Consider the following 25,482-nt stretch of genomic DNA (forward strand, 5'->3'; position numbering starts at 1 on the left):
GCATGGCAGGTAAGGCCTCATTCTACTGCAACGCGGCAATTGCGCCGCCTGCCTGCCCTGCCGCGGCGCCGCGCGCCTACGCGCAGAACGCCTCGATCAACGCCGCGATCTGCTCGGGCTGGTCGTGATGCACCATGTGGCCGGCATCCTCGACGAGCTTCTCGCGCCAGTCGGGGAATGCGTCGAAGCGCGCCTTGAATTCGGGTAGCGGGATGTCGCCGGCGAGATGCGCGAGCGTCGGCGAATTGACCGCCTCGACGTGCAGTACCTTCGCGCGCACCTGCTTCCAGATCGCCATCACTTCGTCGAGCCGGTACAGCAGCGGGCCCGGCATCTTGTGCGCCGGATCGGCCAGCAGGTGGTAGAGGCCGTCGTCGCCGCGTTTCGACCAGTGCGCGGCGAGAAACGCGGCGCGGCGCGGGTCGAGCCGCGGATTGGTCTTGATCAGGCGCGCCGCCACGTCGTCGAGGGACGCATACGGCCGCAGCGCGGGCGGCTCGCGCAGCTCGTCCAGCCAGCCGCGCAGCCGGCGCGGCGCCTGTTCGGCGCGGGCCGGCGCGAGCCCGAACCCTTCGAGGTCGACCACTCGGCGCACGCGTTCCGGCCGGGCGCCGGCGTACAGGCACACGACGTTCGCACCCATGCTGTGTCCGACCAGGTTGACCTCGCCGGTCGGCGCGTAGCGGTCGACGAGCGCATCGAGGTCACCGAGGTATTCGTGGAACCAGTAGTGGCCGCCGCCCTGCCGCGCCACCGGCCAGTCGGACAGCCCGAAGCCGCGCGCATCGGGCGCGATCACCTGCCAGTCGCCCGCGAGCGCATCGACGACGAACTGGAACGACGCCGCGACGTCCATCCAGCCGTGCAGCATGAACAGCGTCGGCGCATCGGGCCGGCCCCAGCGCCGCACATGCAGCTGGACGCCGCGCACCGTGACGAAATCGGAAACAGAACTCGAGGCACTCATTGCAGCCGCCAAAAAAAGAATGGTCGTTCGATTATAGCGGCGGCGCCCCGGTTCCGGCGGCCGGCAATCGAGGTACCGCTCTAGCGGCGAGGTCTTACGGAGCCTGGCAGGAAGGCGCCATGGGCCGGCTGCGCAAGCCGGCCGGCGGCCAACCCGGCCCAGCCGGACGGGATCCGGCTAATGCGCGGCGCGCCCGTCCGCCGCGTCCTGCGCGGCCAGTTCGTCGAGTTCGGCCTGCTCGAAGCCGGCATCGCGCCGCGCATCGAAATTGAACGGGCCGCGCAGCCGTGGCGCGTGGTATTGCTCGGCGAGCTGCCGATAGGTCGGCACGGGGTCGCGGCCGGCAGCATCGCACAAATGGCGGAACCAGCGGTTGCCGATCGCGACATGGCCGATTTCGTCGCGCAGGATCACGTCGAGGATCGCGGCCGACGCATCGTCGCCCGCCTGCACGAGCCGCGCACGGATCGGCGGCGACGCGTCGAGCCCGCGGGCCTCGAGCGTCCGCGGCACGAGCGCCATTCGCGCGAGCACATCGCCCCTGGTTCGCTCGCACATCTCCCACAGCCCGTTGTGCGCGGGAAAATCGCCGTATGCGTGCCCGAATGCCGCGAGCCGGTCGGACAGCAGCGTGAAATGATAGGCCTCCTCGGCCGCGACCTTCAGCCAGTCTGCATAGAACGCGTCGGGCATGCCCGCGAAGCGCCAGACGGCGTCGAGCGCCAGGTTGATCGCATTGAATTCGATATGGGCGAGCGCGTGCAGCAGCACGGCGCGCCCTTCGGGCGAGCGCATGCTGCGCCGCTCGAGCTGGCGCGGCTCGACGAGCGGCGGCCGCGCCGGGCGCCCGGGCAGATCGGCCGGTTCGCGCAGTTGCAGCGACGGCGCGATCGCGGCCTGCCCGGCCCGCAGCGCATCGTGCAGCGCGCGCACCTGCGCGGCCTTGGCCGCCGGCTCGGCAATACGCAGCGCGTCGAGCGCCACGCGACGCACACAGGCCGGCGCCTGGCCGAAAGAGGAAGACTCCATGCTCATAAACGGGGACACCTTGCGTACGCATCGCGGGAGCATCGGCACGCGACGGTTTACAATATGCGTTTGTTCCGCGGCGCCAGGCGCCGGGCAAACCGGACGCGCCATTCTACCGGCGCCCATCATCGAAGAGACAAGGAGACTCCGTGACGATCTACAAGCTGGGCGAGACGGCCCCGACGATCCACGAAAGCGTATTCGTCGCCGACACGGCGGCCATCATCGGCAAGGTCGTGCTCGAGGAAAACGCGAGCGTGTGGTTCGGCGCGACGATTCGCGGCGACAACGAGACGATTACGGTCGGCGCGGGCAGCAACGTCCAGGAAGGCGCGGTCCTGCATACCGACCCGGGCTTTCCGCTGACGATTGCCGAGAACGTGACGATCGGGCACCAGGCCATGCTGCACGGCTGCACGATCGGCGAAGGTTCGCTGATCGGGATTCAGGCGGTGGTCTTGAATGGCGCGGTCATCGGCCGCAACTGTCTGGTCGGTGCCGGCGCGGTCGTGACGGAAGGCAAGACGTTCCCGGACAACTCGCTGATTCTCGGCGCACCGGCAAAAGTCGTGCGCGAGTTGTCGGCGGAAGACGTCGCGCGGCTGCGCGCCAACGCGAAGACCTATGTCGAGCGACGCGCGCATTTCAAGGAGCAACTCGTGCGGATCGGGTGATTCGCACGGATTTCAAGGAAGAAGAGTGAGCGACCAGTTACAGAAATTCATGTTCAATGCGGCGCCCGTGCGCGGCGAGATCGTTTCGCTGCGCAACACGTGGCAGGAAGTGCTCGCCCGCCGCGACTACCCTGCCCCGGTGCGCACGGTGCTCGGCGAGATGATGGCCGCGTGCGCGCTGCTGTCCGCGAACCTGAAATTTCACGGCACCCTGATCATGCAGATCTTCGGCGACGGGCCGGTCCAGATGCTGGTCGTCCAGTGCGGGTCCGATCTGTCGATGCGGGCCACCGCGAAGTTCTCCGGCGACGCCGCGCAGACGATCGGCGACGACACGAGCTTCGCGGCGCTCGTCAACGCAAGCGGCCACGGCCGCTGCGTGATCACGCTCGATCCGGCCGACAAGCTGCCGGGTCAGCAGCCGTACCAGGGCATCGTGCCGCTGAACGGCGTCGACGGCCCGCTCGAATCGGTGTCGCAGGTACTCGAGCACTACATGCACCACTCGGAGCAGCTCGACACGCGGCTGTGGCTCGCGGCCGATCGCGACCGCGCGGTCGGCATGCTGCTGCAGAAGCTGCCTGGCGACGGCGGCATCGTGCCGCGCAACGCCGAAACCGATATCGACACGTGGGAACGCGTGTGCACGCTCGGCGGCACGCTGTCCGCGAAGGAGCTGCTCGAGGTCGAACCGGAAGTCGTGTTCCGCCGGCTGTTCTGGCAGGAAAACGTGCAGCACTTCGAACCGGCCGGCACGCGTTTCCAGTGTTCGTGCTCGCGCGAGAAGGTCGGCGCGATGCTGCGCATGCTCGGTCGTGAGGAAGTCGACAGCGTGATCGTCGAGCGCGGCCACGTCGAGATCCACTGCGAGTTCTGCAACCAGCGCTACGAATTCGATCCGGTCGACGTCGCGCAGCTGTTCGCGGCGCCCGGTGTCGAGACCGGCATCGCGCCCGCGACCGACCAGCGTCACTGAGCCGCGCGCCCGTGCCCGCCGCCGGCGCGGCACGGGCGCATAATGACGCACGAGCGCCGCACGCGCGGCTCGGGCGCCGGAGGCCCGACCTTCGGCACGAGCCGTTTTCCACGGCCGGCGCGCTGCAGGAGAAACACATGAGTCACCTCCGCCCCTTTGGCACACTCCGCACCATCGCCCTGGCGAGCATGGCCGCCGGCACGCTCGCGCTTGCAGGCTGCGCGATGCCGCCGCCGACTTCCACGATCCTGAGCCGCCTGCCCGAGCCGGGCGCGTCGGGCGGCCAGCCGCCCGTGCTGTCGAGCGCCGAACGCAAGCGCTACGACGAGATCGACCAGCAGGTCCTGCGCGAGCAGAACAGCGCAATGGCAGCCGAAGCGGCCGCGCGCGCGTGGGCCTATTACTCGCCGCCGCCCGTGACAGTCTACGGCGGGTACTACGGCGGATGGGGCAATCGCTGGGGCACGGGCATCAGTTACGGCTACCCGGGCTGGTGGTGGTGAGCAGGCGTCGCCCGATCGATTGACGACTTGCAGGAAATAAAAAAGCGCGGCATTTCCCGCGCTTTTTCAATGGGTTCGAGGTATCGCGCTCAGTGATGCGCCGCCTTGCCCTTGTCGCCGCCGTGATGCCGCGACGGCTTCGCGATCGACTGCGGATTCGGCACGACCCGCACCGGCGCCGCGGACACAGCGCCGCGCGTCGACGTATTCGACGGCGTGTTGTTCACCGGCCCCGCAGGCGCATTCGGCGACACGAACTGCACGAATACTTCACCGTCCTTCACCATGCCCATCTCGTAGCGCGCACGCTCCTCGATCGCCGCGGTGCCGCTCTGCAGATCCTGCACTTCGCCCGCGGTGCGCTCGTTGCGCAGCTTCTCGTCCGCATTCTTCTGAAGCTGGTCGTCGAGCTGCTGACGCAATTCGTGCACCCGCAGCCAGCCGCCGTGTCCCCACCATAGGGGGTACTGAATGAGCGCCAGCAAGGCAATCAGGACGACAGTGACAAGCCGCATGTAAGAGACGCAGATATAAGAAGCGCCGCTCCGCGCACAGGCACAGAGCGGCGTCGAGATGACGAACCCGATAGTAGCGCGTTAGCGCAGGTTATAGAAAGCCGATTTGCCCGGGTAGCTCGCGATGTCGCCGAGGTCTTCCTCGATGCGCAGCAGCTGGTTGTACTTCGAGATGCGGTCGCTGCGCGACAGCGAACCCGTCTTGATCTGACCGGCGTTCAGCCCGACCGCGATGTCCGCGATCGTCGAATCTTCCGTTTCGCCCGAGCGGTGCGAGATCACGGCCGTGTAGCCCGCGCGCTTCGCCATTTCGATTGCCGCGAACGTTTCGGTCAGCGTACCGATCTGGTTGATCTTGATGAGGATCGAGTTCGCGATGCCCTTCTCGATGCCTTCCTTCAGGATGCGCGTGTTCGTGACGAACAGGTCGTCGCCGACCAGCTGCACCTTCTTGCCGAGGCGGTCGGTCAGCAGCTTCCAGCCGTCCCAGTCGCTTTCGTGCATGCCGTCCTCGATCGACACGATCGGGAACTTGTCGGCGAGCGTCGCGAGGTAGTCGGTGAATTCGGCCGACGACAGTTGCAGGCCTTCGCCGGCGAGCTGGTACTTGCCGTCGTGGTAGAACTCGGATGCCGCGCAGTCGAGCGCGAGCAGCACGTCTTCGCCCGCACGGTAGCCGGCCTTCTCGATCGCCTGCAGGATCGTCGACAGACACTCGTCGTTGCTGCCGAAGTTCGGTGCGAAACCGCCTTCGTCGCCGACGGCCGTGCTCATGCCGCGGTCGCTCAGGATCTTCTTCAGCGCGTGGAACACTTCCGCGCCGCAACGCAGCGCTTCACGGAACGTCGGCTGGCTGACCGGAACGATCATGAATTCCTGGATGTCCAGACTGTTGTTCGCGTGCGCGCCGCCGTTGACGATGTTCATCATCGGCACCGGCAGTTGCATCGCGCCCGACCCGCCGAAGTAGCGGTACAGCGGCAGGCCGGCCTCTTCGGCGGCGGCCTTCGCGACGGCCATCGACACGGCCAGCATCGCGTTCGCGCCCAGGCGCGACTTGTTGTCGGTGCCGTCCAGCTCGAGCAGCGTCTTGTCGAGGAACGCCTGTTCCGACGCGTCGAGGCCCATGATGGCTTCGGAGATTTCGGTGTTGATGTGCTCGACTGCCTTCAGCACGCCCTTGCCGTTGTAGCGGCCGGCTTCGCCGTCGCGCAGTTCGATCGCTTCACGCGAGCCGGTGGACGCGCCCGACGGCACCGCCGCGCGGCCCATCGTGCCCGATTCGAGCAGCACGTCGCATTCGACGGTGGGGTTGCCGCGCGAATCCAGAATCTCGCGGCCGATGATATCTACGATTGCACTCATGGGTTTCCTCTGAGAATGACGATGGATTCTTCAAACTGCGACGGCGTGCGTGCCGGAACCGCTTTCGCTACAGACGCGCGAAGCCGTCGCAAGGTTCATTCGATCTTTAATTGAAATCGTTTTCCAGGAACGGATTGCGCTTCACCGCCTGGTCGAGCGTGACGAGGGTCTCCAGCAACGCGCCCATCCGGTTCAGCGGCACCGCATTCGGGCCGTCCGACTTCGCCTCGGCCGGATTCGGATGCGTTTCCATGAAGAGGCCCGCGACGCCCGTCGCGACCGCCGCACGGGCGAGCACCGGCACGAATTCGCGTTGGCCGCCCGAGCTCGTGCCCTGCCCGCCCGGCAATTGCACCGAGTGGGTCGCATCGAACACGACCGGCGCGTTCGTCTCGCGCATGATCGCGAGCGAACGCATGTCCGACACGAGATTGTTGTAGCCGAACGAGACGCCGCGCTCGCACGCCATGAAACGGTCTTCCGACAGACCGGCTTCACGTGCGGCGTCGCGCGCCTTGTCGATCACGTTCTTCATGTCGTGCGGCGCGAGGAACTGGCCCTTCTTGATGTTGACGGGCTTGCCCGAGCGCGCGCACGCATGGATGAAGTCGGTCTGGCGGCACAGGAACGCCGGCGTCTGCAGCACGTCGACGACCGACGCGACCTGCTCGATCTCGTCGATCGAATGCACGTCGGTCAGCACCGGCAGGCCGAGCTGGCGCTTCACCTCGGACAGGATCCGCAGGCCCTCGTCCATTCCGAGGCCGCGAAACGACTTGCCCGAGCTGCGGTTTGCCTTGTCGTAGGACGACTTGTAGATGAACGGAACGTTCAGCTTCTCGCAGATCTCCTTCAGGCGGCCCGCCGTGTCGATCGTCATTTGCTCCGATTCGACGACGCAGGTCCCCGCGATCAGGAAGAAAGGCTGGTCGAGACCGACCTCGAAATCGCACAACTTCATGCTTGCACTCCGCGCGCTTGCTTGTTGGCGAGCGCGGCTTCGACGAACGACTTGAACAGGGGATGGCCGTCACGCGGCGTGGACGTGAATTCCGGGTGGAACTGGACGCCGACGAACCACGGGTGCATCGAACGCGGCAGCTCCATCATTTCCGGCAGATCCTCGCTCGGGGTACGGGCGCTGATGATAAGGCCGCCGGCTTCGAGCTGGGGCACGAAGCGGTTATTGACTTCATAACGGTGGCGATGGCGCTCGTTCACGTCCTTGCCGTAGATTTCTTCCGCCATCGTGCCCGGCTTGATCGGGCAGCGCTGCGAACCGAGGCGCATCGTGCCGCCGAGGTCGGATTCCTCGGTGCGCGTCTCGACCTTGCCTTCGCGGTCGTACCATTCGGTGATCAGCGCGACCACGCGCTCCGGCGTGTCCGGATCGAATTCCGTGCTGTTCGCCTGCTTCAGGCCGACGACATCGCGCGCGAATTCGATCACCGCGAGCTGCATGCCGAGGCAGATGCCGAGGTACGGCACCTTCGACTCGCGCGCGTAGCGAACCGCGGCGATCTTGCCTTCCGTGCCGCGACGGCCGAAACCGCCCGGCACCAGCACGGCGTCGAGATGCTTGAGGCTGTCGACACCGTTCGTCTCGAGCTCTTCCGAGTCGATGTATTCGATGTTGACCTTGGTCGACGTGTGGATCGACGCATGACGCAGCGCCTCGATCAGCGACTTGTACGACTCGGTCAGGTCGACGTACTTGCCGACCATGCCGATCGTCACTTCCTGCTTCGGGTTCTCGAGCTTCTCGACGAGCGCCGACCACATGCTCAGGTCGGCGTCCTTCGGCGACAGCTTCAGCTCTTCGCAGATGATCCGGTCGAGGCCCTGGTCGTGCAGCATCTGCGGAATCTTGTAGATGCTGTCGGCGTCCCACACCGAGATCACGGCGTCTTCGGGCACGTTCGAGAACATCGAGATCTTCTTCGATTCGTCGTCGGGGATGCGGCGATCCGCACGGCACAGCAGCACGTGCGGCAGGATGCCGATCTCGCGCAGCTTCTGCACGCTGTGCTGGGTCGGCTTCGTCTTCAGCTCGCCGGCCGTCGCGACGTACGGCACGAGCGTCAGGTGCACGAAGCACGCGCTGTTGCGGCCGAGGCGCAGGCTCATCTGGCGCGCGGCCTCGAGGAACGGCAGCGACTCGATGTCGCCGACCGTGCCGCCGATCTCGACGATCGCGACGTCCGGCTCGCCGCAGGTGGCCGATGCCGCCCCGCGCTCGATGAACGCCTGGATTTCGTTCGTGATGTGCGGAATCACCTGCACGGTCTTGCCGAGATAGTCGCCGCGGCGTTCCTTGCGGATCACCGATTCGTAGATCTGGCCGGTCGTGAAGTTGTTGGCCTTGCGCATCTTCGTGCTGATGAAGCGCTCATAGTGGCCGAGGTCGAGGTCGGTCTCCGCTCCGTCTTCCGTCACGAACACTTCGCCGTGCTGGAACGGGCTCATCGTGCCGGGGTCGACGTTGATGTAGGGATCGAGTTTGAGGAGAGTGACTTTCAGACCGCGCGATTCGAGGATCGCGGCGAGGGAAGCGGCGGCAATACCCTTGCCAAGGGAAGAAACTACGCCGCCGGTGACGAAAACATATTTGGTCATCGCTGGATGCTCGCGGGAAAAACGGATTATACCGTAAAGCCCGCCCTTCTCTCAGCAATTGACGTGATGATCGCGCCCTTTCGTGCCGACCCGCGCCGGCCGTGCGCGGCGGCGCGAACCGGCCGCCCGGTCGGCGCTGCGCGCATGCGCCGACAAGCGTTCCGGCCGGCCGACGAAGCGTCAGGCGCGCTTCGCGAGCGGCGCGCCGGCCTGCGAAACGCCGCCCTCGTCGGCCTTCAGCGAATTCAGCATCCGCTGCAATGCGCGGGCGGTGTCGATCGGCCGCTCCATCGGGAACAGGTGGCTGCCCTCGAGCCATTCGATGCGCCCCCGCGTCGCGCGGCGCGTCGCATCGAGCCCGACCTGCCGCACCTCGCGCGAGCGCGTGCCCGCGAGAAAGCCGAGCGGCACCGGCGCGCCGTGCGCGAGCCGCGGGCCGAGCGTGTGCGGCAGCGTCCGGTAGATCAGGTATTCGACCTGCCGGTCGAACGCGAGCGCGCGCTCGCCGTCGGCGCCGGCCTGCGGGATTCCGTAGTCGATATAGTCGGCCAGCATCCGCTCGTCCCAGCGCGCGAACGCGGGCTTCTCGCGGAAATGCCGCCAGACTTCGTCGCGGCTCGTCCAGCGCGTGCGCCGGTTGCGCGTCGCCGCGGCCGGCGACAGCCGCTCGTCGAGCCCCGCCCACTGGCTCGCGCGCAGCGCGCCGGCACGCCAGCCCGCGATGATCGGCGAATCGATCATCACGACGCCGCGCACCCACTGCGGCTTCTTCAGCGCGGCCATCAGCGACAGGTAGCCGCCGAGCGAATGGCCGACGAGCCAGACCGGGCGCTCGTAGCGGCGGCCGATGTCGTCGAGCAGTTGTTCGACGAGATGCGGCCAGTCGCGCGTCACCGGGTAGCGGCGATCGTGGCCGATCCGTTCGATGTAGCGCAGCTCGTAGTCGTCGGCCAGTTCGGCGAAGATCGTCCGGTACGTCGACGCCGGGAAGCCGTTCGCATGCGAGAAGTGGAGGATGTCCTTCAAACGCCGATGTCTCCTTTGTCGACGGGAGTTAGCGCTTTAGCGGTTACTCCCGTCCCATGCTTCGCGGACGACGGGAGTCGGGCTTCAGCACTTGCTCCCGTCTTATGCCTCGTGGTCGACTGGCGTTGACGCCTCGGCTCTCACGCCAGTCCCATGCTTCGTATTCCGTCGGCACCACGCACGGCACGCCGGCCCCGAGTTCTCTACCCTGATACGCCGGCCTTCGCCGCGCTCACCGGTCCATCCAGTAGCGGCGCCGCTCGTCGCGATAGCGCGCGAATCCGAACCCGCCGCCGGCCGGCGCGACGTCGAACCGCACGGCGCCGTCGCGATCGGTACGCGGCAGCGGAATCCCGCGCGCCTCGTAGCGGGCCAGCACGGTCCGGTGCGGATGACCGAAACGATTGCGATAGCCTACAGGAAATACCGCGACGCGCGGCCCGACCGAATCGAGGAAAGGCTCCATCGACGACGTGCGACTGCCGTGGTGCGGAACGACCAGGATCTGCGCGGCCAGCGCATCGCGCGCATCGGCCACCAGCCGGCGCTCGGCGCCGGCCTCGATGTCGCCCGTCAGCAGTGCCGACGTGCCGCCCGCGTCGATGCGCAGCACGCACGACTGCCCGTTCGACGAACCCGCGCTCCGCCCGCCCGGCGGCCACAACATCGTGAAGGCGACGCCGTCCCAGGTCCAGCGCTGTCCGGCCGCGCACGGCAGCCGATCGGCCACGCCGGCGGCCTGCGCGTCGCGCCACAGCCGGCTCTTCGGCGCAATGCCGGCCAGCAACTGGCGCACGTCGGCCGCCGCATAAACGGCCGCCGCGCCGCCCGCATGATCGGCATCCGCATGACTGAGCACGAGCGAATCGATCGTCGAGATGCCGCGCGCCCGCAACGCCGGCGCGACGATCCGCGTACCGGCGTGGGACGATTCCGCACCCGGGCCCGCATCGAACAGCAAGGTCCGCCGCGCGGTTTCGACCAGCACCGCCGCGCCCTGCCCCACGTCGAGCACGGTCATCCGGAAGCCGCCGGGCGGTGGCACATCGGGCGCAGGCGCGACGAGCGGTAGCCACGTGAGCGGCGCCGCCCAGCGCAACGGCCAGCCGCGCGGCATCAGCACCCACGCGACGCCCACGCATGCGAGCGCCAGCACCGGCCAGTCGGGCATGCGCAGCCAGAACACGCCGGCCGGCCAGTCGGCCAGGTGCCCGAGCAGCGTCATCATCGGTTCGAGCGCCGCATGCGCAAGCCGGAAGGCCGCCGCGTCGAGCGGCGGCGGCAACGCGATGCCGGCCAGCACGACCGGCGTCACGACCGAGCTGACCCACGGAATCGCGAACGCATTGCCGAACGGGCCCGACAGCGAAACCTGCGCGAACCACGCGGCGGTGAGCGGCGCGAGCCCGATCGTCACCGCGTACTGCACGCGCGTCGCGTCGGCGAGGCGGCGTCCGCAGCGCGTCGTCCACGCGCGCAACCGGCTCCGCCAATCGGCCGCGCCGCCTTCCATGCCGGCTTCGTCGGCTTCACGCACCGCGCGCCAGCCGGCGACGGCCAGCAGGATCACGGCGACCGCGCCGAACGACAGCCAGAAGCCGGCCGACAGCACGGCCCACGGATCGGCGAGCAGCACGCCGCCGAGCGCCGCGCACAGCACCGCGGACGTCGGCACGCTGCGGCCGGCCAGATACGCGATGCCGCCGCCGGCGATCATCCACCACGCGCGCTGCGCCGGCACGTTGAAACCGGCGAGCGCCGCGTAGCCCGCCGCGGCGACCAACGCGGCGAGCGCGGCCGCATACGGCGCCGGCAGCACGAGCGTCGCGGCCCGCCCGCGCCAGCGCACGCGGCGCCAGACCATCGATACGAGCCAGCCGGCGAGCGCGCCGACCAGCCCGACGTGGAGACCGGAAATCGCGACCAGGTGGCTCGTGCCCGTGTTGCGCAGTACGCGCCAGTCATCCTCGCCGATGCCCGACTGCTCGCCGATCGCCAGCGCGGCGACGATGCCGCGATGCGCCGCATCGGTACCGAGCACCTCGCCGATGCGCGTGCGCAGCGCGTCGCGCACCCGGTCGATCGACGCGCGCCATCCCGAGGCGCGCGCGTCGAGCAATGCCGCCCGACGCGGCGCACTGACATAGCCGATCGCACGAATGCCCGCGGCGAGCCACGCCGCCTCGCTGTCGCGCACGCCCGGATTGGCCTCGGCATGCGGACGCTTGAGACGCACGACGAAACGCCAGCGCTGAGCCGCCCGCCAATCGGGAAGCGCGTCGCGTGGCGCGGCTGCGCCATACGCGCGCCACGACAACCGGATCAATGGCGGAAAACGCGCGAGCCCCGCATCGTTCGATTCGACCGCGAACAGCAGTCGCGCGCCTGTCTCGTCAACGACGGGCAGCCCGCGGATCACCCCCGTGACGACGATGTCGCGCCCTTCCCATTCAGCCGGCAGGTTGTCGCTCAGGCGCCATTCCGCTCGCGCGGCCGCATAGCCGAACCCCGCGACGCAGGCCGCGAGCGCCCACAGCATCCATCCGCATGCAACGACCGCACGCGTGCGCCTTCGACGCACGCACCACGTGCCCAGCACCGCGCAGCCCGCGAGCACGGCTGCTCCGACCGTCCATGCGATCGCCCCCGGCAACGCCGCCTGCCGCTGCAGCACGACGACGCCGAGCGCGAACGCGATCCACCCCACGCGCATTCCGCCTCCTCGTCGACCCGGCGCCACCCTGCCAACAAGGTGCCTTCCGGCAACGATTATGCGGACGAAAGTGCGAGTCGCGGCAGCGCGGCGAGCGCGTTAGCCGAAGTGCAGACGGCCAATTCGCCAGTATCGAGGCCGCGCAATTCGGCGAGCACGACGCCGATGCGCGGCACCTGGTCGGGCGTATTGCGGGATTTGTATGCCCATTCGGGCGCGATGTCAGGCGCGTCGGTCTCGACGACGAGCGCGTCGAGCGGCAACTCGGTGGCGAGCCGGCGAATCTGCCGCGCGCGCGTGAAGGTCACGTTGCCGCCGAAGCCGAGATGCAGTCCCTGCGCCAGATACGCTTCGGCCTGCTGGAAACTGCCGTTGAACGCATGCGCGATGCCACGCCGCACGCCGAAACGGCGCAGCCCGGCCAGCACGCGGTCCTGCGACTTGCGCACGTGGCACAACACCGGCAAGTCGAATTCCCGCGCCAGCCTGAGCTGGCCCTGGTAGAAGAACTGCTGCCGGTCTTCGTCGAGCCCCGGCACGAAATAGTCGAGCCCGATCTCGCCGATCGCGACGAAACGCGGATCGTCGAGGCTCGCCTCGATCTCCATGCGCAGTCGATCGAGGTCGGCATCGCGCGCCTGCGGCGTGTACATCGGATGAATGCCGAGCGCATAGACGGCGCCCGGCGTGCGCTGCGCGAGTTCGCGCACCGTCGTGAAGTTGTCGCGCCCGATGCTCGGGATCACGATGCGCGACACGCCGGCCGCGCGCGCAGCCTGCGCGATCGCGTCGCGGTCGGCGTCGAACTCGGCGGCATCGAGATGGCAGTGCGTGTCGATCCACATGGCAGCAGTCCCGCGCCCTTGCGCCGTGCCGGACGAACCGGCGGCCGGCCCAAAAGGCGCTGCTTTTTTACACCGGCAGCGCCGGCTCCTCGTGCAGCACGCCGTCGCGCAACCGCATGATGCGGTCGCAGCGCGCGGCGAGATCGGGATCGTGCGTGACGATCACGAAACTCGTTTCGAGCGTCTCGGACAGTTCGAGCATCAGGTTGAACACCGTGTCGGCCGTCGTGCCGTCGAGGTTGCCGGTCGGCTCGTCGGCGAGCACGCACGCGGGCTTCGTGACCAGCGCGCGCGCGATCGCGACGCGCTGCCGCTCGCCGCCCGACAGCTCGCCCGGCCGGTGCTTCGCACGCGGGCCGAGACCGACGCGTTCGAGCATCGCCTGTGCCTGCGCGCGCGCGTCCTCGGTCGTCATCCGGCGGATGCGCAGCGGCATCGCGACGTTGTCCAGCGCGGTGAACTCGGGCAGCAGGTGATGGAACTGGTAGACGAAGCCGAGCGCGCGGTTGCGCAGCTCGTTGCGCTCGCGCTCGGCGAGCTGCGTAAACGGCTTGCCGAGCAGCGACACTTCGCCGGCGCTCGGCTCGTCGAGCCCGCCCAGCACGTGCAGCAGCGTGCTCTTGCCGGAGCCCGACGCGCCGACGACCGCGAGCTTCTCGCCGCGCCGCACCGTCAGCTCGGTGTTGTTGAGCACCTGCACGTTGAAGCCGCCCTGCACGAACGCCTTCGTGATCCCGCGCGCCTGAAGCACGTATTCCTGCATACCTGCCGAATCCTGTCTGTTGTGTTGTCGTGAATCCGCGAATGCGGTCGCGCGGTCATTCATAGCGGAGCGCCTCCGCCGGCTTCACCTTCGCGCCGCGCCAGCTCGGATAGAGCGTCGCGACGGCCGACAGCGCGAACGCGATCAGCCCGATCCGGATCACGTCACTCGCGACGAGTTCGGACGGCAGCTCGCTGATGAAGTACACCGACGGCGGCAGGAACTGCACGCCGAACAGGTGCTCGATCATCGGAATCAGCCACGGGATGCTCCACGCGATCAGGCAACCGAGCGCGACGCCGGACGCCGTGCCGACGAAGCCGATCGTCACGCCCTGCACGACGAAGATCTTCATGATCGACCCCGGCTGCGCGCCGAGCGTGCGCAGGATCGCGATGTCGGCCTGCTTGTTGGTCACGGTCATCACGAGCGACGACACGAGGTTGAACGCGGCCACCGCGATGATCAGCGTGAGGATGATGAACATCATCCGCTTCTCGATCTGCACGGCCGAGAACCACGTCTTGTTCTGCTGGGTCCAGTCGCGGATGTACAGGCTGCCCGACAGCGTATGCGACAGCTCGACCGCGACCTGCGGCGCCTTCTGCATGTCGGTGAGCCGCAGCCGCACGCCGGTCGGCGCGCTCATCCGGAACAGCGCCTCCGCGTCGCGGATGTTGATCATCGCGAGCGTGCTGTCGTATTCGTAGTGGCCCGATTCGAACACGCCGACCACCGTGAACTGCTTCAGCCGCGGCATCATGCCGGCCGGCGTGATCGAGCCTTCGGGCGCGACGAGCGTGACCTTGTCGCCGACCGTCACGCCGAGGTTGCCGGCGAGCGCGTCGCCGAGCACGATGCCGAACTGGCCCGGCACGAGCGCGCCGAGCTGGCCGGCCTTCATGTCCTTGCCGATGTCGGACACCTGCGGCTCGAGCGACGGCTCGACGCCGCGCAGCATCACGCCGCTCACCGCGTCCTGGCGCGTGAGCAGCGCCTGCGCGTCGACGTACGGCGCGGCGCCGATCACCGACGGATTGCGGCGCGCTTCCTGCGCGGTCAGTTGCCAGTCGGGCATCGAGCCCGTCGGCGAGAACACCTCGACGTGCGCGAGCACCGACAGCATGCGGTCGCGCACTTCCTTCTGGAAGCCGTTCATCACCGACAGCACGACGATCAGCGCCGCGACGCCGAGCGCGATCCCGAGCATCGAGACGAGCGCGATGAAGGAAATGAAGCCGTTGCCGGTCGTGCGTTTGCCGGCGCGCGTGTAGCGCCAGCCGATCTGCCATTCGTACGGAAGTTTCAAGCGAATCCTTTCTGCTGGTTACGGCGGGAGGCGCGCCGCGGCCGGACCGCCGCCGGGTGGCGGCCGGCAGCCCGGGCACGGTCGAAAAACGGCCGCCGGACGCGATCGGGCCGTCAGCCGGCCCGATCACGCGCGCAGTTTGCCATACAATGCGCACCATCATGCATGACCGACGCCTCCATTTTCTCGTTCCGTTCGCGCTGCCGTCGGCGGCCGATGCGGCCTCGTCCCTGCACACGCTGGACAGCCCCGCGCTCCAGAAGTTGCTCGCCCGCGCGAGCCTCGTCGAGCGCGTGGCCGGCGAGGACTTCCAGCGCACGCTGCCGCACGAGCGCTGGCTGGCGAGCCGGTTCGGCGCCACCCACGGCAACGCCGCGGACGAAGCGCCGCTCGCGCCCTACATGCTGCTGGCCGATGGCGGCGATCCCGGCACGCACGCATGGGCGTGCGTCGAGCCCGTGCACGTCGAAATCGCGCACGATCACCTGGTGCTCGTCGATCCGGCGGCCCTCGCGCTCGACGACGGCGACGCGGCCGCGCTGCTCGCGGTCGCGCGGCCGCTGATCGAGGAGCTCGGCGTGCGGCTCGAAGCGCCGAACCCGGCGCGCTGGTATCTGTCGAGCGACCAGCTCGCGCGCCTCGCCGGCGCCGCGCCGCTGCGCGCCAGCGGCCGCAACATCGAGATCTGGCTGCCGCACGAGGCGCATACGGGCGAGCGCTCGCGGATGTGGATGAAACTGCAGAACGAAGTGCAGATGGCGTGGTTCCAGCATCCGGTCAACGAAGCCCGCGAGGCGCGTGGGCTGCCGGCCGTCAATTCGATCTGGTTCCATGCGCAAGGCACGCTGAAGCCGGTCGGCAAGCCGTTCGCGCGCGTGCTGTCCGCGTCGCCCGCCGCGCTCGGCCTCGCACGCGCCGCGCAAACCGAAGCCGCCCGCCCGCCCGCGACGTTCGGCGCGCTGCCGGCCACTGATGGCGCGACGCTCGTCGAGCTGCCGGCGCTGACCACCCCGTTCATCGAGCAGGACTGGGCGCGCTGGCACGACGGGCTCGCCGCGCTCGAGCGCGACTGGTTCGCGCCGGCGCTCGCCGCGCTGCAGAACGGCGAGCTGGCGGCCGTCGATGTCACGCTGTGCGGCGACACGAGCTCCGTGACGCTGCACGCGACGCGCGGCGACCTGCGCAAGTTCTGGCGCCGCCGCGCGCTCGCCTCCCTGTTCGAATAACCAGCAGACCCCGAATGACCCGGATCGTTACCCGCCCCGTCGCGCCCGCCGACGCCGAAGCGCTTGCGCGCCACGGTCTGCACCCCGTCCTCGCGCGCCTGTACGCGTCGCGCGGCGTGCAGTCGCCCGTCGACATCGAGACCGCGCTCGCGCGCCTCGTTCCGCCCACCGAGCTGAAAGGCTGCGCCGATGCGGCGGTGCTGCTCGCCGACGCGATCGCCGACAAGCGGCGCCTGCTGGTCGTCGCCGACTACGACTGCGACGGCGCGACCGCCTGCGCGGTCGCGGTGCGCGGCCTGCGGATGTTCGGCGCGCAGATCGACTACCTGGTGCCGAACCGCTTCGAATACGGCTACGGCCTCACGCCCGAGATCGTCGAACTCGCGGCCGCGCGCCAACCCGACCTGCTGATCACCGTCGACAACGGGATCGCGAGCGTCGCCGGCGTCGAAGCCGCGAACGCGCGCGGCATCGACGTGCTCGTGACCGACCACCACCTGCCGGGCGACGCGCTGCCCGCCGCGCGCGCGATCGTCAACCCGAATCAGCCCGGCTGCGCGTTCCCGAGCAAGCACCTCGCCGGCGTCGGCGTAATGTTCTACGTGCTGCTCGCGCTGCGCGCCGAGCTGCGCCGCCGCGGCGCGTTCGCGAGCAAGGAAGCCGAGCCGCGCCTCGACGGCCTGCTCGACCTCGTCGCGCTCGGCACCGTCGCCGACGTCGTGCGGCTCGACGGCAACAACCGCGTGCTGGTCGCGCAGGGGCTGCAGCGCATCCGCAACGGCCGCATGCAGCCGGGCATCGCCGCGCTGTTCCGCGCCGCCGGGCGCGAAGCGCGCACCGCGTCGGGCTTCGACCTCGGCTTCGGCCTCGGCCCGCGCCTGAACGCCGCCGGGCGGCTATCCGACATGTCGCTCGGCATCGAATGCCTGATCACCGACGACATCGGCCGCGCGTGGGATCTCGCGCAACAGCTCGACGTGATGAACCGCGAGCGCCGCGAAATCGAGGCCGGCATGCAGCAGCAGGCGCTCGCCGATCTCGCCGACGTCGATCCGGCCGACGCATGCACGATCACGCTGTTCAATCCCGCGTGGCACCAGGGCGTGATCGGCATCGTCGCCGGCCGGCTCAAGGAGAAATTCCACCGCCCGTCGTTCACGTTCGCGCACGCCGACGACGAAGGCCGGCGGGTCAAGGGGTCGGGACGGTCGATCGCCGGCTTCCACCTGCGCGACGCGCTCGACCTCGTGTCGAAACGCGAACCGGACCTGATCGTCGCGTTCGGCGGCCACGCGATGGCGGCCGGTCTCACGCTCGACACCGACAACGTGCCGCGCTTCGCGGCCGCGTTCGAGGCCGTCGCGCGCGAATGGCTGTCCGACGACGCGCTCGCCCGCGTGATCGAGACCGACGGCGAACTCGAGGACGCGTACTTCACGCCGCAGTTCGTCGGCCTGCTCGACGAAGCCGTGTGGGGGCAAGGGTTTCCGGCCCCGCTTTTCTCGGGCGAATTCGACGTCGTGTCGCAGTCGCTCGTGAAGGAAAAGCACCTGAAGCTGCAGCTGGCGCGCGGCCGTCAGCGCTTCAACGCGATCTGGTTCAACCACACCGAGCCGCTGCCGGCGAGCGCGCTGGTCGCGTACCGGCTCGTCGCCGATACGTGGAACGGCGTCACGCGCGTGCAGCTGATCGTCGAACACGCGGCCGGCTGAGCGGGCCGACCGTCCGCCACCGCGCCGCCGCACGCGTGCGCGCCGCGCCGGACGGGGCCGTCGACACGCGTGCGAGCACCGTTTGCGTCACCGGGCAACCCCGCCGATCGGCTATAATTCCGCTTTTTTACGAAGCCGGAACAGCGAACGATCATGGAAGCGGAACGTCTCAACGCGATCGAAAGCTCCCTGCTCGACCTGCGCAATCGCGCGGGCGAGCTTCGGGGGTATCTTTGACTACGACGCCAAAGCTGCGCGTCTGACCGAAGTCAACAAGGAACTCGAAGACCCGAACGTCTGGAACGATTCGAAGAACGCCCAGGCGCTCGGCCGCGAGAAGAAGCTGCTCGAAGGCGTCGTCACGACACTCACCGCGCTCGATAGCGACCTGCGCGACGCGCTCGACCTGTTCGAGCTGGCGCGCGAGGAAGGCGACGAGGACACGCTTCTCGCGTCGGAAGAAGACGCCGCGAAGCTCGAAGCGCGCGTCGGCGACATCGAGTTCCGCCGGATGTTCTCGAACCCGGCCGATCCGAACAACTGCTTCATCGATATCCAGGCCGGCGCCGGCGGCACCGAGGCATGCGACTGGGCGTCGATGCTGCTGCGCCAGTACCTGCGCTACTGCGAGCGCAAGGGCTTCAAGGCCGAAGTGCTCGAAGAATCCGACGGCGACGTCGCCGGCATCAAGAACGCGACGGTCAAGGTCACGGGCGAATACGCGTACGGCTTCCTGCGCACCGAAACGGGCATCCACCGCCTCGTGCGCAAGTCGCCGTTCGACTCGTCGGGCGGCCGCCACACGTCGTTCTCGTCGGTGTTCGTCTATCCGGAAATCGACGACTCGATCGAAGTCGAGATCAACCCGGCCGACCTGCGCATCGACACGTACCGCGCGTCGGGCGCGGGCGGCCAGCACATCAACAAGACCGACTCCGCGGTGCGGATCACGCACATGCCGACCGGCATCGTCGTGCAGTGCCAGAACGACCGCTCGCAGCACCGCAACCGCGCCGAAGCGATGGCGATGCTGAAATCGCGCCTGTACGAAGTCGAAATGCGCAAGCGCCAGGCCGAGCAGGACAAGCTCGAATCGAGCAAGACCGATGTGGGCTGGGGCCACCAGATCCGCTCGTACGTGCTCGACCAGAGCCGCGTGAAGGACCTGCGCACGAACGTCGAAATGAGCAACACGCGGGCGGTGCTCGACGGCGATCTCGACGACTTCATCAGCGCGAGCCTCAAACAGGGCGTGTAAGCGCCGCGGCGCGGCCGGCCCGCGCCGCCCTTTCCGTTTGCGTTGCCGCACCCCACTCCGAATTCCGACCATCATGACCGAACCGACCCAAACGCAGCCCGCCGTCACGGCGGACGAAAACCAGATCATCGCCGAGCGCCGCGAGAAGCTGCGCGCGTTGCGCGAGCAAGGCGTCGCCTACCCGAACGACTTCCGCCCCGAGCACCACGCAGCCGACCTGCAGGCGAAATTCGCCGATTCGGACAAGGCCGCGCTCGAAGCGAACCCGGTCGAGGTGTCGGTCGCCGGCCGCATGATGCTCAAGCGCGTGATGGGCAAGGCGAGCTTCGCGACGGTGCAGGACGGCTCGGGCCAGATCCAGTTCTTCGTGACGCCGAACGACGTCGGCGCCGAGACCTACGACGCGTTCAAGAAGTGGGACCTCGGCGACATCGTCGCCGCGCGCGGCGTGCTGTTCCGCACCAACAAGGGCGAGCTGTCGGTCCAGTGCAAGGAGCTGCGCCTGCTGTCGAAGGCGCTGCGGCCGCTGCCGGACAAGTTCCACGGCCTGTCCGACCAGGAAATGCGCTATCGCCAGCGCTACGTCGACCTGATCGTCACGCCGGAAACGCGCGACACGTTCCGCGCCCGCACGAAGACGATCGCGTCGATCCGCAAGTTCATGGACAACGCCGACTTCATGGAAGTCGAGACGCCGATGCTGCACCCGATCCCGGGCGGCGCGGCCGCGAAGCCGTTCGTCACGCATCACAATGCGCTCGACATGCAGATGTTCCTGCGTATCGCGCCGGAGCTGTACCTGAAGCGCCTGATCGTCGGCGGCTTCGAGCGTGTGTTCGAGATCAACCGCAATTTCCGGAATGAAGGCGTGTCGCCGCGTCACAACCCGGAATTCACGATGATGGAGTTCTACGCCGCGTACACCGACTACCGCTGGCTGATGGACTTCACCGAGCAACTGATCCGCCAGGCGGCGATCGATGCGCTCGGCACCGCGACGATCCAGTACCAGGGCCGCGAGCTCGACCTCGCGAAGCCGTTCCATCGCCTGACGATCACGCAGGCGATCCAGAAGTACGCACCGGACTACACCGACGGCCAGCTGTCGGACGACGCGTTCCTGCGCACCGAGCTGAAGCGCTTCGGCGTCGACGTGTCGCAGCCGGCGTTCCTGAACGCCGGCATCGGCGCGCTGCAACTCGCGCTGTTCGAGGAAACGGCCGAAGCGCAGCTGTGGGAACCGACGTTCATCATCGACTACCCGGTCGAGGTGTCGCCGCTCGCACGCGCATCGGATACGGTGCCGGGCATCACCGAGCGTTTCGAGCTGTTCATGACCGGCCGCGAGATCGCGAACGGCTTCTCGGAGCTGAACGATCCGGAAGACCAGGCCGCGCGCTTCAAGAAGCAGGTCGAGCAGAAGGATGCGGGCGACGAGGAAGCGATGTTCTTCGACGCCGACTACATCCGCGCGCTCGAATACGGGATGCCCCCGACCGGCGGCTGCGGGATCGGCATCGACCGTCTCGTGATGCTGCTGACCGACAGCCCGACGATCCGCGACGTGCTGCTGTTCCCGCATCTGCGCCGCGAAGACTGATGGCCGCGACCGCGTGTGCGCCGCGCCCCGTGGCGCGCACGCGTCGGCTTTGTAACGACGCGTAAATCCCGCCAGCCGGCGTCTGTCGGCCCTCGATCCTTCCCCGTTTTATTCCCTCGTCGCGACGCGCTTCTCCGGGTTTTCCCGGAAACGGCCGCCAATGCCCCGCTGCAATTCGTTACACCTTGATACGGCGCGCCGTCTGGCGGTGGACGACACTCCTTTTGCGTCACCACGCATGACCACGGGACCAGAACGAGGCGCAGGAACGCCAAATCTGCTCGCTCCCGAGCGTGGGATCCTGCTCCGGTGCAGTGCGCCGATCCGGATCGACCTTGGAGAAGAAAATGGACAACCAGACTCAGACCACGCCGCAAAAGCAACGCCTCCACCCGCTCATCGCCACCGCGGCGGGCGCCGTCATCGTCGCCAGCCTCGCGGCGACGGCAGCGATCACGGGCGTCTTCCCGAAAGCCACCAGCAGCAACGAACAGAACGGCCAGACCCAGGCTGCGCTGATCGCGTCGCAGCCGGCCGTCGATACGGCCGCGGCCGCCAGCGCCGCGCTGGCCGCGCAAGCGCAGCGGCAGGCCGCGGAACAGGCCGCCGCGCAGCAGAAGGCCGCCGTCGCGCAGGCCGAGCCGAAGCCCGCGCCGCGCCCGGCTGCGCCGCACCGCCGTCACACGACCGCCCCGCAACCGCCGCAATACGCGCAGCAGCCGTCGGCGCCTGCGCAAACCTACTGCCAGAGTTGCGGCACGGTCGTGTCGATCACGCAGATGCGCACGCCGGGCCAGAGCTCGGGGATCGGCGCCGTGGGCGGCGCGGCGGCCGGCGGCCTGCTCGGCAACCAGTTCGGCCACGGCAACGGCCGCACCGCGATGACGATCATCGGCGCGCTGGGCGGTGGCCTCGCCGGCAACCAGGTCGAGAAGCAGGTTCGCGCGGAAACCGACTATCAGGTGCAAGTGCAGATGGAAAGCGGCGCGACCCGCACGTTCACGTACCGCAACCCGCCGCCGTTCGGCCAGGGTCAGCGCGTGCGGATCGAGAACGGCACGCTGGTCGGCGCATGAAGCGGATCATGTAGTCGCCGGCGCCCCTGCCCGCCTGTCGTGTGCGGGCTCGCCGAAAACGCAAACGGCTCGTGAGCAAACGCTCACGAGCCGTTTTTCATGGGCGCGGCGTAACCGTTGCCGCGCACGCGCTGGCCGGTCGGTCAGTCCTCGTCGTCGAAATCCGATTCGTCGATCCAGTGTGCCTGGATCGCCTCGAGGATCTTCTCGCCCGAGTGCGTCGGATCGTCGTCGAAGCCGTCGAGCTCGAGCACCCACTGGCGCAGGTCGACGAAGTTGATCCGCTGCGGGTCGATGTCGGGGTGCTTGTCCGCCAGCGCAATGGCTATTTCACGCGAATCGGTCCATTTCATCGCCTGCCTCCGGTTTCGGTCAGTGGTTTTCCTTCGCGTGGTTGATCGAGTACTTCGGGATCTCGACCACCAGGTCCGAATCTTCCTTCACGATCGCCTGGCACGACAGGCGCGACGTCGGCTCGAGGCCCCACGCCTTGTCCAGCAGATCGTCCTCGTCCTCCTCGGACGGCGTCAGATCGTTGAAGCCCTCGCGGATCACCACGTGGCACGTCGTGCATGCGCACGACTTCTCGCATGCATGCTCGATCTCGATCCCGTGATCGAGCAGGTTGTCGCAGATACTCTTGCCGGGCGTCGCGTCGATCACTGCGCCATCCGGGCACAGTTCGACGTGAGGCAGCACCACCAGTTGAGGCATGTCCGTTCCGTCAGTCAGGGTGCGGCGCGACGCGCCGCACGGTTCATCATCGCGCAGGCCGTTGCCGGCCGATGCGCGGTTCGTGGATTCAGATCTCGTCGAGCCGGCGGCCCGACAGCGCGCGCTTGATGCTCTTGTCCATCCGGCGCGCCGCGAATTCGTCGGTGCCGTCGGCCAGCGCCTTGGTCGCCGCTTCGATCGCATTCGTATCGTCGCCCTGCGCGACCGCGCGCAAGGCGTCGGCCAGCGCGTCGACCTGCGCGCGCTCGTCGGCATCGAGCAGTTCGCCGTCGGCCGCCAGCGCGGCCTGCGTCGCCTCGAGCATCCGCTGGGCCTCGACCTGCGCTTCGCGCAGCGCGCGGGCGCGCATGTCGATTTCGGCGGTCTTGAAGCTGTCTTCCAGCATCTTCGCGATGTCGTCATCGGCGAGGCCGTACGACGGCTTCACGACGACCGATGCCTCGACGCCCGACTGCTGCTCGCGTGCAAATACCGACAACAGGCCGTCCGCGTCGACCTGATAGGTCACGCGAATACGCGCGGCGCCCGCCGTCATCGGCGGAATGCCGCGCAGCTCGAAGCGCGCGAGCGACCGGCAGTCGGCCACGAGCTCGCGCTCGCCCTGCACGACGTGGATCGCCATCGCGGTCTGGCCGTCCTTGAAGGTCGTGAATTCCTGCGCACGCGCGATCGGAATCGTCGAGTTGCGCGGAATGATCTTCTCGACGAGGCCGCCCATCGTCTCGACCCCGAGCGACAGCGGAATCACGTCGAGCAGCAACCAGTCGTCGCCGGTGCCGCGATTGCCCGCGAGCAGATCGGCCTGGATCGCCGCGCCCAGCGCGACGACCTGGTCCGGATCGAGGTTCACGAGCGGCGGCTGACCGAAATACTTCGCGACCGCGTCGCGGATCACCGGCATGCGCGTCGCGCCGCCGACGAGCACGACGCCCTTGATGTCGGCCGGCGTGACCTGCGCATCGCGCAGCGCCTTGCGGGTCGGCGTGAGCGTGCGCTGCACGAGCGGCTCGACGAGCGATGCGAACGTGTCGTGCGAAATCGTCTGCGCCAGGTGCGCGCCACTCGACAGCGTTACGTCGAGCGCCGCTTCGGGCGTCGACGACAGCGCTTCCTTCAGCACGCGCACGCGATCGAGCAGCAGGCGCACGTCTTCGGGCGCGAGCGTCTTCGCGTCGATACCGGCCTGCGCGAGCACATGGTCGAACAGCGCGTGGTCGAAATCGTCGCCGCCGAGCGCGGAATCGCCGCCCGCGGCCAGCACCTCGAACACGCCCTTCGTCAGCTTCAGGATCGACAGGTCGAACGTGCCGCCGCCGAGATCGTATACCGCGTAAAGACCTTCGGCCGCGTTGTCGAGACCGTAGGCGATCGCCGCGGCAGTCGGTTCGTTCAGCAGGCGCAGCACGTTGAGGCCCGCGAGACGCGCGGCATCCTTGGTCGCCTGGCGCTGCGCATCGTCGAAATACGCGGGTACCGTGATCACCGCACCGACCAGCTCGTCGCCGAGCGTGTCTTCCGCGCGATAACGCAGCGTCGCGAGAATCTCGGCCGACACCTCCACCGGGCTCTTCACGCCGTCGATCGTGCGGATCTGCACCATGCCCGGCGCATCGACGAATTCGTACGGCGCGTTCGCCGCGCCTTCGACCTCGGCCTTGCCGCGGCCCATGAAGCGCTTGACCGACACGATCGTGTTGCGCGGATCGGTCGCGGCTTGCTCCTTCGCTTCGTGACCGATGCGGCGGCCGCCCTTCTCGAGATAACGGACCACGGACGGCAGCAGCACGCGGCCCGCTTCGTCCGGCAGTACTTCAGGCACGCTGTTGCGCACGGCGGCGACGAGCGAGTTCGTCGTGCCGAGATCGATCCCGACGGCGAGTCGCCGCTGGTGCGGCGCCGGCGCCATGCCCGGTTCGGAAATTTGCAGTAAAGCCATCTTGGTTCGTTCGGGCGCTCGGCCCGTTTGCTGCGCGTGCCGCAAGGCACGCGGTTAAGTTTCGAGGCGCTCGATCTGCGCGCCCACTTCCGACGCGACCCGTTCGATGAACATCAGCTGACGCACGGCTTCCGCGGCGGCCTGGTCGGCGCCGCTGTCGAGCAGCGTGCCGAGGCGCTCCACGCGCATGCGCTTCTCGTCGCGCAACTCGGCGAGCAACGCATCGAGCGCGTCGACGTTGCGGGCGGCCGCGGCATCCTCGATGCCCTCGCGCCACTCCATCTGCTGCATCAGGAACGCAGGCTCCATCGCCGTGTTGTTTTCCGCGCCGATGTCGACGCCGCGCAGCGACAGCAGATAGGACGCGCGCTTCAGCGGATCGCGCAGCGTGCGGTACGCCTCGTTCGCGCGGGTGGCCCATTGCATCGCGATACGCTTTTGCGCGTCGCCGGCCGCCGCGAAGCGGTCCGGATGCACCTGCGTCTGCACCGTCCGGTAGGCGGCGTCGAGCGCCGTCTCGTCGAGCGCGAATTGCGCCGGCAGGTGAAACAGGTCGAAATGGCTGTCTTTCAGCGAAACCATCGTCGCGTTCAATTCCGGTTCGTCGCGCGGCAAACGCCGCACATTAAAAAGGCGGC

Annotated in this window: 23 protein-coding genes; 8 read left to right on the forward strand and 15 right to left on the reverse strand. The window is 68.2% G+C overall.

What is annotated here, in order from left to right:
• Positions 1-76: 76 nt before the first annotated feature.
• Entirely contained in the window at positions 77-967 is an 891-nt protein-coding gene (locus tag H0X95_RS19695) for an alpha/beta fold hydrolase (RefSeq protein WP_034201557.1), read from the reverse strand.
• A 177-nt stretch (positions 968-1,144) separates the two neighbouring features.
• Positions 1,145-2,002: a ferritin-like domain-containing protein gene (locus H0X95_RS19700; protein WP_034201556.1), complete on the reverse strand. Its 858-nt coding sequence runs from the start codon at positions 2,000-2,002 to the stop codon at positions 1,145-1,147.
• A gap of 143 nt (positions 2,003-2,145) precedes the next feature.
• On the opposite strand from H0X95_RS19700, the gene H0X95_RS19705 reads away from it, so the two are divergent.
• The 3 genes from H0X95_RS19705 (at position 2,146) to H0X95_RS19715 (ending at position 4,149) form a co-directional block, all read left to right on the forward strand.
• Positions 2,146-2,670, forward strand: a complete 525-nt coding sequence (locus H0X95_RS19705) for a gamma carbonic anhydrase family protein (protein ID WP_006478410.1) — start codon at positions 2,146-2,148, stop codon at positions 2,668-2,670.
• A 25-nt stretch (positions 2,671-2,695) separates the two neighbouring features.
• Entirely contained in the window at positions 2,696-3,646 is a 951-nt protein-coding gene (hslO, locus tag H0X95_RS19710) for an Hsp33 family molecular chaperone HslO (protein WP_006485303.1), read from the forward strand.
• Between the two features lie 137 nt (positions 3,647-3,783).
• Positions 3,784-4,149, forward strand: coding sequence for a hypothetical protein (locus tag H0X95_RS19715; RefSeq protein ID WP_059722819.1), 366 nt, complete (start codon positions 3,784-3,786; stop codon positions 4,147-4,149).
• 89 nt (positions 4,150-4,238) lie between these two features.
• Here H0X95_RS19715 and ftsB read toward each other — a convergent pair whose 3' ends face one another.
• The 9 genes from ftsB to H0X95_RS19760 all read right to left on the reverse strand — a co-directional run bounded on the left by ftsB (position 4,239) and on the right by H0X95_RS19760 (position 15,301).
• Entirely contained in the window at positions 4,239-4,664 is a 426-nt protein-coding gene (ftsB, locus tag H0X95_RS19720; protein ID WP_006485304.1) for a cell division protein FtsB, read from the reverse strand.
• Between the two features lie 81 nt (positions 4,665-4,745).
• On the reverse strand, positions 4,746-6,029 hold the full coding sequence (eno, locus tag H0X95_RS19725) for a phosphopyruvate hydratase (protein WP_006478406.1): 1,284 nt from the start codon (positions 6,027-6,029) through the stop codon (positions 4,746-4,748).
• A gap of 106 nt (positions 6,030-6,135) precedes the next feature.
• Positions 6,136-6,990, reverse strand: a complete 855-nt coding sequence (gene kdsA, locus H0X95_RS19730) for a 3-deoxy-8-phosphooctulonate synthase (RefSeq protein WP_006485302.1) — start codon at positions 6,988-6,990, stop codon at positions 6,136-6,138.
• Positions 6,987-8,645: a CTP synthase gene (locus tag H0X95_RS19735; RefSeq protein WP_006478404.1), complete on the reverse strand. Its 1,659-nt coding sequence runs from the start codon at positions 8,643-8,645 to the stop codon at positions 6,987-6,989. The genes kdsA and H0X95_RS19735 overlap by 4 nt, the downstream gene beginning before the upstream one ends.
• Positions 8,646-8,825: 180 nt before the next feature.
• Entirely contained in the window at positions 8,826-9,671 is an 846-nt protein-coding gene (locus tag H0X95_RS19740) for an alpha/beta fold hydrolase (protein ID WP_034201554.1), read from the reverse strand.
• Between the two features lie 232 nt (positions 9,672-9,903).
• The gene (locus H0X95_RS19745) at positions 9,904-12,384 is read right to left on the reverse strand and encodes a DNA internalization-related competence protein ComEC/Rec2 (RefSeq protein WP_059722822.1); all 2,481 of its coding nucleotides are present in this window, start codon (positions 12,382-12,384) and stop codon (positions 9,904-9,906) included.
• Between the two features lie 56 nt (positions 12,385-12,440).
• Positions 12,441-13,229, reverse strand: a complete 789-nt coding sequence (locus H0X95_RS19750) for a TatD family hydrolase (RefSeq protein WP_006498624.1) — start codon at positions 13,227-13,229, stop codon at positions 12,441-12,443.
• A 67-nt stretch (positions 13,230-13,296) separates the two neighbouring features.
• Entirely contained in the window at positions 13,297-14,055 is a 759-nt protein-coding gene (lolD, locus tag H0X95_RS19755) for a lipoprotein-releasing ABC transporter ATP-binding protein LolD (protein WP_077175848.1), read from the reverse strand.
• Positions 14,048-15,301, reverse strand: a complete 1,254-nt coding sequence (locus H0X95_RS19760; RefSeq protein ID WP_006483000.1) for a lipoprotein-releasing ABC transporter permease subunit — start codon at positions 15,299-15,301, stop codon at positions 14,048-14,050. The genes lolD and H0X95_RS19760 overlap by 8 nt, the downstream gene beginning before the upstream one ends.
• Before the next feature lie 149 nt (positions 15,302-15,450).
• On the opposite strand from H0X95_RS19760, the gene H0X95_RS19765 reads away from it, so the two are divergent.
• The 5 genes from H0X95_RS19765 (at position 15,451) to H0X95_RS19785 (ending at position 22,173) form a co-directional block, all read left to right on the forward strand.
• Positions 15,451-16,527 (forward strand): hypothetical protein, encoded by a 1,077-nt coding sequence (locus H0X95_RS19765; RefSeq protein WP_043206045.1) that lies wholly within the window; start codon positions 15,451-15,453, stop codon positions 16,525-16,527.
• Between the two features lie 14 nt (positions 16,528-16,541).
• Positions 16,542-18,239 carry a single-stranded-DNA-specific exonuclease RecJ gene (recJ, locus tag H0X95_RS19770; protein WP_006485976.1) on the forward strand — a complete coding sequence of 566 codons (1,698 nt, stop codon included), beginning with the start codon at positions 16,542-16,544 and terminating at the stop codon, positions 18,237-18,239.
• A gap of 153 nt (positions 18,240-18,392) precedes the next feature.
• Positions 18,393-19,497, forward strand: a protein-coding gene (prfB, locus tag H0X95_RS19775) for a peptide chain release factor 2 (protein WP_012492708.1) whose coding sequence is annotated in 2 segments (ribosomal slippage) — positions 18,393-18,473 and positions 18,475-19,497 — 1,104 coding nt in all. Because the reading frame shifts where the segments join, the coding sequence is not laid out codon by codon here.
• Positions 19,498-19,570: 73 nt separating this feature from the next.
• Entirely contained in the window at positions 19,571-21,097 is a 1,527-nt protein-coding gene (gene lysS, locus H0X95_RS19780; RefSeq protein WP_006485977.1) for a lysine--tRNA ligase, read from the forward strand.
• Positions 21,098-21,444: 347 nt separating this feature from the next.
• Positions 21,445-22,173 (forward strand): glycine zipper 2TM domain-containing protein, encoded by a 729-nt coding sequence (locus H0X95_RS19785; protein WP_006498621.1) that lies wholly within the window; start codon positions 21,445-21,447, stop codon positions 22,171-22,173.
• A 143-nt stretch (positions 22,174-22,316) separates the two neighbouring features.
• On the opposite strand, the gene iscX is transcribed toward H0X95_RS19785, so the two are convergent.
• From iscX to hscB, 4 genes are all read right to left on the reverse strand, one after another.
• The gene (iscX, locus tag H0X95_RS19790) at positions 22,317-22,526 is read right to left on the reverse strand and encodes a Fe-S cluster assembly protein IscX (protein WP_006478393.1); all 210 of its coding nucleotides are present in this window, start codon (positions 22,524-22,526) and stop codon (positions 22,317-22,319) included.
• Positions 22,527-22,545: 19 nt separating this feature from the next.
• Entirely contained in the window at positions 22,546-22,887 is a 342-nt protein-coding gene (gene fdx / locus H0X95_RS19795; protein WP_006478392.1) for an ISC system 2Fe-2S type ferredoxin, read from the reverse strand.
• 88 nt (positions 22,888-22,975) lie between these two features.
• The gene (gene hscA, locus H0X95_RS19800) at positions 22,976-24,844 is read right to left on the reverse strand and encodes a Fe-S protein assembly chaperone HscA (protein WP_059722824.1); all 1,869 of its coding nucleotides are present in this window, start codon (positions 24,842-24,844) and stop codon (positions 22,976-22,978) included.
• A 54-nt stretch (positions 24,845-24,898) separates the two neighbouring features.
• Entirely contained in the window at positions 24,899-25,426 is a 528-nt protein-coding gene (gene hscB, locus H0X95_RS19805) for a Fe-S protein assembly co-chaperone HscB (protein ID WP_034201918.1), read from the reverse strand.
• Positions 25,427-25,482 lie beyond the last annotated feature (56 nt).

This window comes from Burkholderia sp. 9779_493, from assembly GCF_015712215.1.
Taxonomy (GTDB): Bacteria; Pseudomonadota; Gammaproteobacteria; order Burkholderiales; family Burkholderiaceae; genus Burkholderia; species Burkholderia cenocepacia.

Bases quoted from the DNA above. Each gene is read 5' to 3' on its own strand.
- lysS (WP_006485977.1), top strand. From the start codon at position 19,571: ATGACCGAACCGACCCAAACGCAGCCCGCCGTCACGGCGGACGAAAAC.
- fdx (WP_006478392.1), bottom strand. From the start codon at position 22,887: ATGCCTCAACTGGTGGTGCTGCCTCACGTCGAACTGTGCCCGGATGGC.
- eno (WP_006478406.1), bottom strand. From the start codon at position 6,029: ATGAGTGCAATCGTAGATATCATCGGCCGCGAGATTCTGGATTCGCGC.
- lolD (WP_077175848.1), bottom strand. From the start codon at position 14,055: ATGAATGACCGCGCGACCGCATTCGCGGATTCACGACAACACAACAGA.
- hscB (WP_034201918.1), bottom strand. From the start codon at position 25,426: ATGGTTTCGCTGAAAGACAGCCATTTCGACCTGTTTCACCTGCCGGCG.
- H0X95_RS19750 (WP_006498624.1), bottom strand. From the start codon at position 13,229: ATGTGGATCGACACGCACTGCCATCTCGATGCCGCCGAGTTCGACGCC.
- H0X95_RS19735 (WP_006478404.1), bottom strand. From the start codon at position 8,645: ATGACCAAATATGTTTTCGTCACCGGCGGCGTAGTTTCTTCCCTTGGC.
- iscX (WP_006478393.1), bottom strand. From the start codon at position 22,526: ATGAAATGGACCGATTCGCGTGAAATAGCCATTGCGCTGGCGGACAAG.
- H0X95_RS19765 (WP_043206045.1), top strand. From the start codon at position 15,451: ATGCGCACCATCATGCATGACCGACGCCTCCATTTTCTCGTTCCGTTC.
- H0X95_RS19715 (WP_059722819.1), top strand. From the start codon at position 3,784: ATGAGTCACCTCCGCCCCTTTGGCACACTCCGCACCATCGCCCTGGCG.
- H0X95_RS19785 (WP_006498621.1), top strand. From the start codon at position 21,445: ATGGACAACCAGACTCAGACCACGCCGCAAAAGCAACGCCTCCACCCG.
- hscA (WP_059722824.1), bottom strand. From the start codon at position 24,844: ATGGCTTTACTGCAAATTTCCGAACCGGGCATGGCGCCGGCGCCGCAC.
- ftsB (WP_006485304.1), bottom strand. From the start codon at position 4,664: ATGCGGCTTGTCACTGTCGTCCTGATTGCCTTGCTGGCGCTCATTCAG.
- kdsA (WP_006485302.1), bottom strand. From the start codon at position 6,990: ATGAAGTTGTGCGATTTCGAGGTCGGTCTCGACCAGCCTTTCTTCCTG.
- H0X95_RS19745 (WP_059722822.1), bottom strand. From the start codon at position 12,384: ATGCGCGTGGGGTGGATCGCGTTCGCGCTCGGCGTCGTCGTGCTGCAG.
- H0X95_RS19695 (WP_034201557.1), bottom strand. From the start codon at position 967: ATGAGTGCCTCGAGTTCTGTTTCCGATTTCGTCACGGTGCGCGGCGTC.
- H0X95_RS19700 (WP_034201556.1), bottom strand. From the start codon at position 2,002: ATGAGCATGGAGTCTTCCTCTTTCGGCCAGGCGCCGGCCTGTGTGCGT.
- recJ (WP_006485976.1), top strand. From the start codon at position 16,542: ATGACCCGGATCGTTACCCGCCCCGTCGCGCCCGCCGACGCCGAAGCG.